This is a genomic window from Herminiimonas sp. (genome assembly GCF_030655415.1).
This window is the reverse complement of record NZ_JAURVN010000011.1, coordinates 39,610-52,678: the sequence shown is the minus strand read 5'-3', so window position 1 is coordinate 52,678 and position 13,069 is coordinate 39,610. Positions and strand designations below refer to the sequence as shown.

The 13,069-nt window shown below is 52.6% G+C and carries 11 protein-coding genes; all 11 read left to right on the top strand.

Annotation, left to right across the window (positions count from 1 at the left end; all coding sequences use genetic code 11):
• Window positions 1-344: 344 nt before the first annotated feature.
• From mraZ to murC, 11 genes are read left to right on the top strand one after another with little or no spacing between them, the layout of a single operon-like run.
• Window positions 345-773 (top strand): division/cell wall cluster transcriptional repressor MraZ, encoded by a 429-nt coding sequence (gene mraZ, locus Q7T66_RS08680; protein WP_304933019.1) that lies wholly within the window; start codon window positions 345-347, stop codon window positions 771-773.
• A 7-nt stretch (window positions 774-780) separates the two neighbouring features.
• A complete protein-coding gene (rsmH, locus tag Q7T66_RS08675) occupies window positions 781-1,746 on the top strand; it encodes a 16S rRNA (cytosine(1402)-N(4))-methyltransferase RsmH (RefSeq protein WP_304933018.1) in 966 nt (321 codons plus the stop codon).
• On the top strand, window positions 1,743-2,015 hold the full coding sequence (ftsL, locus tag Q7T66_RS08670) for a cell division protein FtsL (protein WP_304932942.1): 273 nt from the start codon (window positions 1,743-1,745) through the stop codon (window positions 2,013-2,015). The genes rsmH and ftsL overlap by 4 nt, the downstream gene beginning before the upstream one ends.
• Window positions 2,012-3,781, top strand: coding sequence for a penicillin-binding protein 2 (locus Q7T66_RS08665; protein ID WP_304932941.1), 1,770 nt, complete (start codon window positions 2,012-2,014; stop codon window positions 3,779-3,781). Before ftsL ends, Q7T66_RS08665 begins: the two co-directional genes overlap by 4 nt.
• Entirely contained in the window at window positions 3,781-5,301 is a 1,521-nt protein-coding gene (locus Q7T66_RS08660) for a UDP-N-acetylmuramoyl-L-alanyl-D-glutamate--2,6-diaminopimelate ligase (RefSeq protein ID WP_304932940.1), read from the top strand. The genes Q7T66_RS08665 and Q7T66_RS08660 overlap by 1 nt, the downstream gene beginning before the upstream one ends.
• Entirely contained in the window at window positions 5,301-6,668 is a 1,368-nt protein-coding gene (gene murF, locus Q7T66_RS08655) for a UDP-N-acetylmuramoyl-tripeptide--D-alanyl-D-alanine ligase (protein WP_304932939.1), read from the top strand. The genes Q7T66_RS08660 and murF overlap by 1 nt, the downstream gene beginning before the upstream one ends.
• A 1-nt stretch (window position 6,669) precedes the next feature.
• Window positions 6,670-7,839, top strand: coding sequence for a phospho-N-acetylmuramoyl-pentapeptide-transferase (mraY, locus tag Q7T66_RS08650; protein ID WP_304932938.1), 1,170 nt, complete (start codon window positions 6,670-6,672; stop codon window positions 7,837-7,839).
• 23 nt (window positions 7,840-7,862) lie between these two features.
• Complete coding sequence (gene murD, locus Q7T66_RS08645; protein WP_304932937.1) at window positions 7,863-9,383, top strand: UDP-N-acetylmuramoyl-L-alanine--D-glutamate ligase; 1,521 nt, start codon at window positions 7,863-7,865, stop codon at window positions 9,381-9,383.
• The gene (ftsW, locus tag Q7T66_RS08640) at window positions 9,380-10,588 is read left to right on the top strand and encodes a putative lipid II flippase FtsW (RefSeq protein ID WP_304932936.1); all 1,209 of its coding nucleotides are present in this window, start codon (window positions 9,380-9,382) and stop codon (window positions 10,586-10,588) included. Before murD ends, ftsW begins: the two co-directional genes overlap by 4 nt.
• Window positions 10,585-11,661, top strand: a complete 1,077-nt coding sequence (gene murG, locus Q7T66_RS08635) for an undecaprenyldiphospho-muramoylpentapeptide beta-N-acetylglucosaminyltransferase (protein ID WP_304932935.1) — start codon at window positions 10,585-10,587, stop codon at window positions 11,659-11,661. The genes ftsW and murG overlap by 4 nt, the downstream gene beginning before the upstream one ends.
• The gene (murC, locus tag Q7T66_RS08630) at window positions 11,658-13,067 is read left to right on the top strand and encodes a UDP-N-acetylmuramate--L-alanine ligase (protein WP_304932934.1); all 1,410 of its coding nucleotides are present in this window, start codon (window positions 11,658-11,660) and stop codon (window positions 13,065-13,067) included. The genes murG and murC overlap by 4 nt, the downstream gene beginning before the upstream one ends.
• The last annotated feature ends 2 nt before the right edge of the window (window positions 13,068-13,069 follow it).

The following is a 13,069-nucleotide window of genomic DNA, read 5'->3' as shown; positions in this document are numbered from 1 at the left end:
GATCTTCTTCGAAGCAATTCAGCGCAATCTCGCAACATTATTTTTCCTTCAAATAATTCTCTGAATCAGCTAAACACATGTGTTTAGCTGATGTGCCACTTTCACTATCAATCATAAGTGCTTAATTCTTAGGGTTATTTAACAAACGTGTTGCATCAATGTAATGCGCTAAGTCATTGACTTCATTGAAAAAATTAGTGTTTTTGCCCCTGAATTTCGCTTGACCGGGTTTGGTGCATCCTCTAAAGTGGGCGACAGTGTGAAAAAGTGTTTATTTGTGGGTAATTTGAACCGCAAGACAAACGCAAATCACCATGCAACGCATACTAAAAAAGGATTTCAGGGTGTTTCAAGGCGCGTCTTCTCTCAATCTCGATGCTAAAGGCCGGATGACTATTCCAGCTCGGCATCGTGACGCATTGCTTTTGCAGTGTGAGGGGCGCATCACTCTGACTAAACATCCTGACGGTTGTTTGCTGCTCTTCCCGCGTCCCGTCTGGGAAATGCGTCGCGAAGAGATTGCCAAATGGCCGATTTCAGCACGCGCCTGGCAGCGCATCTTTCTTGGCAATGCCTCCGATGTCGATGTCGACAGCGCCGGTCGCATCCTGATCGCTCCTGAGTTGCGTACTGCAGCCGGCTTGACGCGTGACGTGATGATGATGGGCATGGGCAGTCATTTCGAAATCTGGGATGCGGCCAAGCTGGGCGAGAGCGAGTCGAATGCGATCGCTGCGGGCATGCCCGATGTATTAAACGATTTTTCTTTCTGACGCCGTGATGAATGTAGAAACGGTGCAGCAATACCAGCACCGGACCGTGTTGCTGGATGAGGCGGTCGACGCGCTGGCGCTGGAAGGCGAGCGCGCGGATGGCATTTACGTCGACGGTACGTTCGGGCGTGGTGGTCATAGCCGTTTGATCTTGCAGCGACTTGGTGCTGGCGGACGTTTGCTGGCGTTCGACAAGGACACGCAAGCGATTGCGAATGCTGCAACGATCAACGATACGCGCTTCGACATTGCGCACGACAGTTTTGCAACCTTGGGTGAAGCACTCGCAGGTCGCGGTATCAAGCAGGTGAATGGGGTGTTGCTGGATCTGGGGATTTCGTCACCGCAAGTTGACGACGCTACACGGGGATTCAGTTTTCGTGCAGATGGGCCTCTCGACATGCGTATGGATACGACGCGAGGCATTTCAGCGGCAGAGTGGTTGGCAACAGAAACCGAACAAAAAATCGAGAAAGTGATACGCGAATATGGGGAAGAACGGTTTGCTTTTCAGATTGCAAAGGCGATTGCTGCTCGCAGGGCAGTCGAACCAATTTCAAGCACACGACAGCTTGCCGAGATCGTGGCACGCACCGTTAAAACCCGCGAGAAGGGCAAGGACCCGGCCACTCGCACCTTTCAAGCTATCCGGATTTTCATCAATAAAGAGCTTGAAGAACTCGAGGTAGTTTTAGGCGAAGCCTATAAACATTTGGCCCCGCACGGGAGATTGGTTGTGATCAGCTTTCATTCGCTGGAAGATCGCATCGTCAAGCAGTTCATGGTAGGCAAAGCCAATGTGCCGCAGCCGGACCGTCGCTTGCCGATACGTGCAGTCGATCTGCCGCAGCCTGAAATGAAATTGATTGCCCGCATCAAACCTTCCGACGAAGAAATCAGTGCCAATCCCCGTTCCCGCTCAGCCGTCATGCGCGTTGCCGAACGCTTGCCAGCTCCTGGAGTTGCGCAATGAGCGGGCGCATCAGCCTTTTGATTACCTGCATCCTTGTGGTGTGCGCCTTGTCAGTGGTGAACGCGCATTATCAATTCCGCACTTTGTTTATTCAACTCGAACGCGCACAAGCGCAATCGCGTCAACTCGATATCGAGTGGGCGCAATTGCAGCTTGATCAGTCGACGCTAGGCAAACATTCCCGTATCGAACTGAACGCGCGCCGCGATTTGCGCATGGTGTCGGTATCGCCAGCCAGTACGCAATATCTGACGACGGGGGAGAAATGACGCGCGGTTCATCACGTAACTCTCGCACCGCCGCCGGTAAAGGCGTGCCTTTTGTAGCCAGCCCGGTGCTGGCAACAAAGCTGCCTGCGTGGCGTTCGCGTGTCGTATTGTTTCTGATCTTCGCCGCATTTTTAACGCTGGCTGGCCGTGCTCTGTGGCTGCAAGGAATGTCGAAAGACTTCCTGCAAAAGCAGGGCGCTTCACGTTACGCGCGCACACTTGAATTGCCGGCGACCCGCGGCAAGATTACCGATCGCAATGGCCAGGTTTTAGCATCGTCGATACCGGTGCGTGCGGTGTGGGCGATTCCTGACGATGTGTTGGAAGCACCAAAAGAAAAAATTCAGGCCTTGGCGAAATTGCTCGATATGAGCGAACGTGATTTGCGCGCCAAGCTGGATTCGGATCGCGGCTTTGTTTATCTGAAGCGCCAAGTCGAACTCGATACCGTCGACAAGATTCTGAAGCTCGGTATCGCCGGCATTGATACCCGTAAAGAATACAAACGTTACTATCCTGAAGGTGAAGTCATGGCGCACGTCGTCGGCTTTACCAGTGTTGAAGATAAAGGCCAGGACGGGATGGAATTGGCGTTCCAGAAAACCTTGGTTGGCGTCACCGGTAATCGTCGCGTCATTAAAGATCGTCTTGGCCGCATCGTTGAAGATATCGAGTCGGTGCGTGAACCGCACGACGGCAAAGATTTGACTTTGTCTCTCGACAGCAAGATTCAGTACATCGCCTTCTCGGCATTGAAAGATGCGGTTGAATTGCACAAGGCAAAAGCCGGCGGCATCGTCGTCCTTGATGCGAAAACCGGCGAAGTCTTGGCACTGGCAAATCTGCCAACTTACAACCCGAACAATCGCTCGGTACTGACCGGTGCGCAATTGCGTAACCGCGTAATGACCGACACGTTTGAGCCGGGTTCTACGCTCAAGCCTTTCACGATTGCATTGGCGCTGGATAATAAATACATCACGCCGAACACGATGATACAAACCGCGCCGGGCAAACTGAAGATTGGTACTGCGACAATTGGCGATGCGCATGCTGGCGGCTTGATGTCGGTATCGCAAGTGATCGAGAAATCGTCCAACGTCGGTACTGCAAAAATTGCACTGCAGATGGAACCACATGAAATGTGGGACATGTTTACTTCGGTCGGTTTCGGTCAACAACCTAAGGTTGGCTTCCCGGGCGCAGTTGCCGGCCGTGTGCGTCCGTATAAATCATGGCGTCCGATTGAACAGGCGACCATGAGCTATGGTCACGGTATCTCCGTGTCCTTGCTGCAGATTGCGCATGCGTACATGATCTTTGCGCGCGATGGCGAAATCATTCCAGTGACCTTTCAGCGTTCCAGCGATCAACCAATCGCGCAACGTGTGATCAGTGAAAAAACCGCACGCGCAACGCGCGGCATGCTGGAAATGGCAGCCGGCCCAACTGGCACGGCACCGCAAGCGCAAGTGCCAGGCTATCGCGTCGCCGGCAAAACTGGTACTGCCTACAAAATTGAAAAAGGTCAGTACGTTAAAAAATACGTATCGTCGTTTGTCGGCTTCGCGCCAGTTTCCGATCCACGCATCATTGTCGCTGTGATGATCGATGAGCCATCCGCCGGCAAGCATTATGGCGGTCAAGTCGCTGCGCCAATTTTTGCTGCGGTGACTGCGAATGCATTGCGTGCGATGAACGTGGCACCTGATTCGAGCATCACCAACATCATCATTCCGGCTGACGCTGCATTGGAGAATATGTAATGTCCTCCTTGCTTACCATCGCGGAAGTTCTGGACTGGCTGAAAGCCACTGCACCGAATGCAGAATTGACTTCTGATTCGCGTAGCGTGCGCGCTGGCGACGTCTTCGTTGCTTATCCCGGCGATGAAGCAGATGGCCGTTCATTTATTCTCGATGCGATTGAACGCGGTGCGGGCGCAGTGCTTTATGAAACTGCCGATTGCACATGGCGCGCAGAGTGGGATGTGCCGCATCTCGCCGTAGATAATTTGAAAGCGCATGCTGGCGATATCGCTGCACATTTTTACGTGCAACCTGATTTGGCGATGTCGACCATTGCGGTCACTGGCACCAACGGAAAAACATCATGCTCGCAATGGCTGGGTCATGCCTTGTCACGTTTGGGTGAGCCAACGGCAGTTATCGGCACCTTAGGTGTCGGCGTATTCCGCAATGGTTCTGCCGGTAATTTGACTGCAACTGGTTACACCACGCCGGATGCAGTATTGCTGCAACGTACCTTGGCAGAAATGCGCAAGCACGGCGCGACGACATTGGCGATTGAAGCCTCGTCCATCGGTTTGCATCAAGGTCGTTTGTCCGGCATGCATTTCGATATCGCGCTGTTCACTAATTTCACCCGCGATCATCTTGATTATCACGGTGATATGGCTGCGTACGAAGAAGCTAAAAATATCCTGTTCGACTGGCCGGGTTTGAAGCACGCAGTCATCAATCTGGATGATGCAATGGGCTTGCGTTTGGTTGAACGCATCAAGCGCAACAATCCTGATACGGCGATCACCGGTTATACACTGACGAATAATGAATTTGCTGGCGTCAATGTTTTGCGCGCGACGGAAATTCACAGCACGCAAAACGGTACCTCGTTCCAGTTTGCCTGCAGTCTTGGTGGCACGCATGTCAAAACCCAATTGGTCGGCCAATTCAATATCAGCAATGTACTGGCGGTAGTCGGCGCGATGCTGGCCAAAGGAATTAACTGGGGCAAGGCGCTGACAGCGGTAGAAATGCTGACAGCAGTTCCTGGTCGCATGCAGCAACTGGGCGGCGGCGAAGCGCCATTAGTCGTCATCGATTACGCGCATACGCCAGATGCCTTGGAAAAAGCATTGTCATCTTTACGTGATGTCGCGACAGAACGTGGTGGCGAATTGTGGTGTGTATTCGGTTGTGGCGGTGATCGCGATGCTGGCAAGCGTCCGCAAATGGGCAAGGTTGTAATGGCCGCCGATCACATCATCGTCACCAGCGACAATCCGCGTCACGAAGAGCCTGCCGACATCATCGCGCAAATCGTGACCGGCATCGGTGAGACCAAAAACGCGCCGCACATCATTGAGGATCGCGCGACAGCCATTCTGTGGGCTGGCAAACATGCGGCAAAACAGGACGTCATTTTGTTGGCAGGAAAAGGTCACGAGGCGTATCAAGAAATCAAAGGCAAAAAACAGATTTTCCTGGATGCTGATCATGCCGCACTGGCTTTGTCGGCACGTGTGATGCAGGGAGTGAGCTGATGAAATCGACATTAGCCATTCTTCAATCTGCAGTCGCTAATTCGACGGTGACAATGGATGCATCGTTCGATGGTGTTTCTACCGATAGCCGTAACGTCGCAGCTGGCAATTTGTTCGTCGCATTGCGCGGTGATCACTTCGATGCGCACGAATTTTTGCATCAAGTCGCAGATCGTAAAGTCGCCGCAATCGTCGTCGAAAAAATGCCGGCTGATTTGAATGTGCCTGCGTTGGTGGTGCCTGACACGCGTATCGCGCTGGGTCAAATCGCCCATTACTGGCGTCAGCAATTCACATTGCCTTTGATTGGTGTGACCGGCAGCAACGGTAAAACTACCGTCAAGGAAATGATCGCCGCGATTCTCGATGCGGCTTGCGGTACGGATGAATATCTGGCGACGCGCGGCAACTTCAATAATGACATCGGCGTGCCCTTGACCTTGCTGCGTTTGAATGTAGCTTGCAAAGCAGCAGTAATCGAACTCGGCATGAATCACCCTGGCGAAATCGCCGTGCTGTCCGCCATCGCGCAACCAACAGTCGGCCTCGTCAACAACGCACAACGCGAACATCAGGAATTCATGGAATCGGTGGAAGCCGTCGCGCGCGAAAACGGCGCGGTCTTCGCGTATCTGCCAGCCGATGGCATTGCGGTTTTCCCAGCTGACGATACCTATACCACTCTGTGGCGTGAGTATGCAGGTCAGCGCAAAACACTGACATTTGGTTTCTCGGATGACGCAGACGTAAGTTGCACTTACAAGGTGAATGATTTCGGTAGCGAACTTTCTGTTGTTAGTGGCCGTCAGAAATTTGAAATCAATCTGGCAGCGGCTGGAGTACATAACGTACGTAATGCATTGGCCGCTGTCGCATGCACGCTGGCAATCGGCATTGCGCAAGACGCAATCGTGCGTGGCTTGCAAGCATTCGCACCGGTGAATGGTCGGCTGCAACGCAAAGTTTCGGTTGATGGCGCATTGGTCATTGATGACACCTATAACGCCAATCCGGATTCAGTACGTGCTGCGATAGACGTACTGGCACAAGCCGCCGCGCCACGCATTCTGGTGTTGGGCGACATGGGCGAAGTTGGTAACGATGGTCGCCAATACCATGAAGAGATCGGCGCTTACGCACGCACGAATGGCATAGAACATGTACTCACACTCGGCGATTTGGCATCTTCTACCGCCAACGCTTTTGGTGCGGGCGCACATCACTACGAAAATCTGGAAACCTTGAACGATGCGCTCGCTGCAGTGGTCAATGCGCATGCAACTGTGTTGGTAAAGGGATCGCGCTTCATGAAAATGGAACGCGTGGTACAGCATTTAGTTAATCAACAAATTCAGGAAGCTCACTAATATGCTGCTCTGGCTGGCACAATTTTTTCAAGACGAAATCGGACCACTGCGCGTCTTTAATTTCATCACGTTCCGCGCGGTGTTCGCGACCTTGACCGCACTTGCGATCGGTTTGTTTTTTGGACCGATGGTAATTCGCATGTTGCAGCGCCTGAAGGTCGGACAAGCTGTCCGTACCGATGGCCCACAAACACATTTGATCAAAAGCGGTACGCCAACGATGGGCGGCGTTTTGATTTTGCTGTCGATTGGCATTTCCACTTTGTTGTGGACCGATTTGAGTAATCGTTTTGTTTGGGTCGTGTTGATCGTGACGCTGGGTTTTGGCGCAGTCGGCTGGGTCGATGACTATCGCAAAGTGGTTTACAAAGATCCTAAAGGCATGGCGTCGCGTGAAAAATACATGTGGCAATCGCTGATTGGTTTGTTCGCCGCGATCTATCTGGCCTTCTCGGTTTCGGCTCCTAGTAATTCTCAGTTTTTTGATTTGTTTGTCGCATGGGTGCAATCCGGTTTCAGCATGGATTTGCCGCCTAAGGCCGATTTGATCGTTCCATTCTTTAAAACAATCAGCTATCCATTGGGCGTGTGGGGCTTCATCGCGCTGACGTACTTTGTCATCGTCGGTACCAGCAACGCAGTCAATCTGACCGATGGCCTAGATGGCTTGGCGATCATGCCAACCGTGATGGTTGGTACGGCACTCGGTTTGTTTGCGTACCTGACCGGTAGCGTTACTTATGCAAAATATTTGTTCATTCCACACATCCCTGGCGCTGGCGAATTGATTATTTTTTGCGGCGCGATGGCTGGTGCGGGTTTGGCCTTCCTCTGGTTTAACGCACATCCGGCACAAGTCTTCATGGGCGACGTCGGCGCGCTGGCATTGGGTGGCGCGCTCGGCACCATCGCCGTCATCGTGCGTCAGGAAATCGTGCTCTTCATCATGGGCGGCGTGTTCGTGGTTGAAACACTGTCCGTCATGATCCAGGTTGCTTATTTCAAATACACGAAGATGCGCACCGGGACTGGGAAACGCGTTTTGTTGATGGCGCCTTTGCACCATCACTTCGAACAAAAAGGCTGGAAAGAAACGCAAGTTGTTGTGCGCTTCTGGATCATCACGATGATGTTGGTGTTGTTCGGTTTGTCCACTTTGAAATTACGGTAATCGTTTTAGAGAATCATTAAAAAATGAACTACGCAGGTAAACATGTTCTGGTTTTAGGCCTAGGTGAATCCGGGCTGGCGATGGCGCAGTGGCTGGTCCGCTGCGGCGCGTCCTTGCGCGTGGCAGATACGCGCGAGCAACCAGATCGCTTGCCGCAATTGCGCGAGATCGCAACTGATGTTGAGTTTTTTGGCGGTGCCGCTGCGACAACATCTTCCGTTGAGTTCAGTGCTGATTTACTGGATGGCATGGATTTCATCGCGGTCAGCCCAGGCTTGATGCCATCGCGAGAACTGGCCGCGATCATCTCTGCGGCTGAAGAAAAAGACATTCCAGTCTGGGGCGAAATCGAATTATTCGCGCAGGCATTGGCCGCGTTGAAAGAAGAAAAAGCGTACGCGCCAAAAGTCATTGCGATCACCGGCACCAATGGCAAAACTACCGTCACCAGTCTGGTCGGTTTGCTGTGCCAACGCGCAGGTTTGACTGTGCAGGTAGCAGGCAACATCAGCCCGGCCGCGCTCGATTGTTTGTACAAGGTAGTTGCTGAAGACACTTTGCCGCAAGTATGGGTGCTGGAATTATCCAGCTTCCAACTGCATACGACATACAGTCTGCAGGCAGATGTCGCGACGGTATTGAACCTGACGCAAGATCATCTGGATTGGCATGGCGATATGGCTGGCTATGCAGACGACAAGGCACGTATTTTTGGCGACAACACTATCCGTGTGTTGAATCGCGACGATGCGTTGGTCATGCAAATGGCCTTGCCATCTGCTTCCGTTATCACCTTCGGTGCCGATGAAGCAGAGCAGGCAGATTGCTTTGGTTTGGTCGATGAAAACGGCATGCGCTGGTTGTCGGTTGCAGTAGGCGAAGAAGAGTTGCCGCAAAAGCGCCGCAAAAAAGAATTGGTCGAGCTGGAAATCTCAACCAAAAAATTGATGCCAGTCGATGCACTGAAAATCCGCGGTCAGCACAATGCAATCAATGCCTTGTCCGCACTGGCTTTATGCCGTGCGATCGACTTGCCATTTGCTGCATTGCTGCATGGCTTGCGTGACTATCACGGCGAGCCACATCGCGTTGAACACGTCACTAATATTGGCGGCGTTGATTTTTACGACGACAGCAAAGGTACGAATGTTGGTGCAACGGTCGCAGCATTGAATGGTTTGGGCGTCAGTCAGGACGGCGCATCCAAACACCTGGTACTGATCGCTGGTGGCGATGGCAAAGGTCAGGATTTTTCACCTTTGGCTGATCCTGTTGCGAAGTACGCGCGCGCGGTTCTGTTGATCGGCAAAGACGCTGCAGCGATACGCTCAGTGTTGCAAGCAACGGGCGTGGAATTGATCGATTGCACAACTCTGGAAGAAGCCACAGAAAAAGCTGCAGTCATCGCGCAAGCCGGCGATGCTGTCTTGTTGTCGCCAGCTTGCGCCAGTCTCGATATGTTCAAGAATTATGCGCATCGCGCACAAGTGTTTGTCGATGCTGTACGTGAAATCGGTTTGTCGCGTGGCGAGGTAACGGCATGAAATTCGCCTTCCCATCATTCTCTGGCGCACCAGCTCAAAAGGGCGTGCCGAGTCTCGACCAGCGGTCGAAGATGATGGCGTACGACCAACCGTTGGTGTGGGTCGTTTTGTTGCTGATGCTGTTCGGCATGGTGATGGTGTATTCGGCGTCGATCTCGCTGCCTGACTCTCCTAAGTATGCGCGTTATGACAACGCGCATTTCCTGACGCGTCAGGCGATGTTCATTGGTGTTTCGATCTTCGCTGCAATGCTGGCCTTCCGCGTACGGATTGAAACATGGCAGCGCCTTGCTCCCTACCTGTTCGTTGCGACTTTGATTTTGCTGGTGCTGGTGTTGATTCCTGGCGTAGGTAAAGGCGTGAATGGTGCGCGTCGCTGGTTGTCGTTCAAGGTATTCAATATCCAGCCATCTGAATTGATGAAATTGTTTGTCGTCTTGTATGCGGCCGATTACACAGTGCGCAAGCAACAAGTGATGCACAAGCTGACCAAGGGTTTTATGCCGATGACCTTGGCGATCGGCTTTGTCGGTTTGCTGTTGTTGCTGGAACCAGATCTGGGTGCATTTGGCGTGATCGTTTGTATCGCGATGGGCATTCTGTTTTTGGGTGGCATCAACGGTATCTGGTTTGGCGGCATAGGCGTAACGCTGGTCAGTATTTTCAGCATGGTGATTCTGTTGTCACCTTGGCGTCGTGAACGGATTTTTGCTTATCTGAATCCTTGGGATGAAGAACATGCGCTGGGTAAGGCGTATCAGTTGTCGCATTCATTAATTGCATTTGGTCGCGGCGAATTATTCGGCGTCGGGCTGGGCGGCAGCGTAGAAAAATTGCATTACCTGCCGGAAGCGCACACCGATTTCTTGCTGGCGGTGATAGGTGAAGAGCTCGGATTCGTCGGCGTGTTTGTCGTCGTGGCGATGTTTTACTGGATCATCAAGCGCTCGTTTGAAATCGGCCGTCAGGCGATTGCGATGGATTTGACGTTTGCTGGGTTGACTGCAAAAGGTATCGGTATCTGGATTGCCGTTCAAACCTTTATCAATATGGGCGTGAACCTCGGTTTGCTGCCGACAAAAGGTTTGACGCTGCCGTTGATGAGTTACGGCGGCTCGGGTGTACTGATTAACTGTGTGGGTCTGGCGATTTTGCTGCGCATTGATTATGAAAATCGTGTGCTGATGCGCGGAGGCCGGATATGAAAAAACTTCTGATCATGGCAGCGGGAACTGGCGGACATATTTTCCCGGGTTTGGCGATTGCCGAAACGATGCAGGCGCGCGGCTGGGAAGTAACCTGGCTTGGTACCGAACATGGGATGGAACGCGATCTGGTGCCGAAGACCGGCATCGCGATGGATACGATTTCGTTCGCTGGTTTGCGCGGTAAAGGTTTGAAACATACGGTTGCGGGTGTGTTGCGCATGCTGGCTAGTTTTAAAACCTGCTATTCGATTTTGTCGCGCCGCAATCCCGGCATCGTGTTGGGCATGGGCGGGTACGTAACAGTACCTGGTGGATGGACTGCAAAAATGCGTGGCGTGCCGCTGGTCTTGTTGAACGCAGATGCAGCTTTGTTGTTGTCGAATAAAACGCTGACACCGATTGCAGAGCGCGTGTTGTTTGGTTTTCCGGCAGATTTCGGTAGCGCTGCGAGTAAGGCTGTTGTGACTGGCAATCCAGTGCGCAAGGAAATCATCGCATTGGCGCCACCAGCGGAACGTTATGCGCAACACAGCGGCCCACTGAAAATTTTGGTGGTCGGTGGAAGTCTCGGTGCGCAGGCATTGAACGATGCGTTGCCGGCTGCATTGGCGTTGATTCCTGCAGCGGAGCGCCCAGTCGTAACGCATCAATCGGGTAAAAAGAATATCGATGCATTGCGCAGCAATTATGCGAATGCAAATGTGGATGCTGAAGTAGTTGATTTCATCAACGATATGCCGCGTCGTTATGTCGATGCTGATTTGGTGATTTGCCGGGCTGGCGCGATTACGGTTTCTGAATTGACGGCTGCTGGTGTGGCGAGTGTTCTGGTGCCTTTGTTGGTATCAACAACCACGCATCAACGCGACAACGCGCGCTGGATGGAACAACAACAAGCGGCGATCCATTTGCCGCAAAGCGAATTGACTGCACAAGGTTTGGCGACCTTGTTGCAAAACATGACGCGTGAGAAATGCACACAGATGGCCGAAGCGGCGTATGCCAACGGCCGCCGCGATGCGAATGCTGCGATCGCCGATGTACTTGAAAAGTTAGTGAAGATTGTATGAAACATAAAGTCAAAAATATCCATTTCGTAGGAATCGGCGGTAGCGGCATGAGCGGCATCGCTGAGGTGCTGCTGAACCTAGGCTACACGATCTCGGGTTCAGATCTGGGCAGCAATGCTGCGACGCGACGTCTGATTGAATTCGGCGCAAAGGTCATGCTCGGCCATGCTGCGGAAAACATCGCAAACGCCGATGCCATCGTGACTTCGACTGCAGTCAAGGAAGACAATCCGGAAGTGATTGCGGCACGCGAAAAACATATTCCTATCGTGCCGCGCGCAGTGATGCTGGCTGAGCTGATGCGCCTAAAGCGCGGTATCGCGATTGCCGGCACGCACGGCAAAACTACAACGACCAGTCTGGTTGCCAGCGTCCTGGCGGAAGGTGGTCTAGATCCAACCTTCGTCATCGGTGGTTTGTTGAATAGCGCAGGCGCCAACGCCAAACTCGGTACGGGCGAATTTATCGTCGCTGAAGCGGATGAGTCGGATGCATCTTTCCTGAATCTATCGCCTGTGATTGAAGTCATCACCAACATCGATGCCGATCATATGGAAACGTATGAGCATGATTTCGAAAAACTGAAAACCGCCTTCGTTGAATTTACCCAGCGCCTGCCGTTCTATGGAGTTGCTGTGTTGTGTATCGATGATGCGAATGTGCGCTCGATCATGCCGCGTATCTCCAAGCTGATCACGACTTACGGTTTCCATGAAGATGCAGAAGTGCGCGCGATCGATGCAAAAGCTGTCGATGGCCACATGCAGTTCACAGTAATTCAAGATGGTTACGCGCCTATGAACGTCAGCCTGAATCAGCCCGGCATGCATAACGTGCAAAACGCTTGCGCTGCGATTGCGATTGCGCGCGAACTCGGTGTCGACGACAAAGCCACGCAAAAAGCGCTGACTGAATTCAATGGCGTTGGCCGTCGCTTCACGCGCTATGGAGAAATAAATATTCAAGACGTCAACGGCGAAGCCGCTGGCTCGTTTGCTCTGGTGGACGATTACGGTCATCACCCGGTAGAAACAGCTGCAACGATATCGGCCGCACGCGGCGCGTATCCAGGGCGTCGTTTGGTACTGGCATTTCAACCGCATCGTTATACGCGTACTCGCGATTTGTTCGAAGACTTCGTCAAGGTGTTGTCGACAACTGACTTGCTGGTGCTGGCGGAAGTTTATGCCGCTGGCGAGCAGCCTATCGTTGCAGCTGACGGTCGTACTTTGGCGCATGCATTGCGCGTTGCAGGCAAAGTCGATCCAGTGTTTGTGGAAGAAATCGCGGATATGCCATCGACGATCATGAACGTCATCAAGGATGGCGACGTGGTCATCACGATGGGTGCAGGATCGATCAGTGGCGTGCCAGCCAAGTTGAAGCAATTGCAGGATCAGGTTTAATC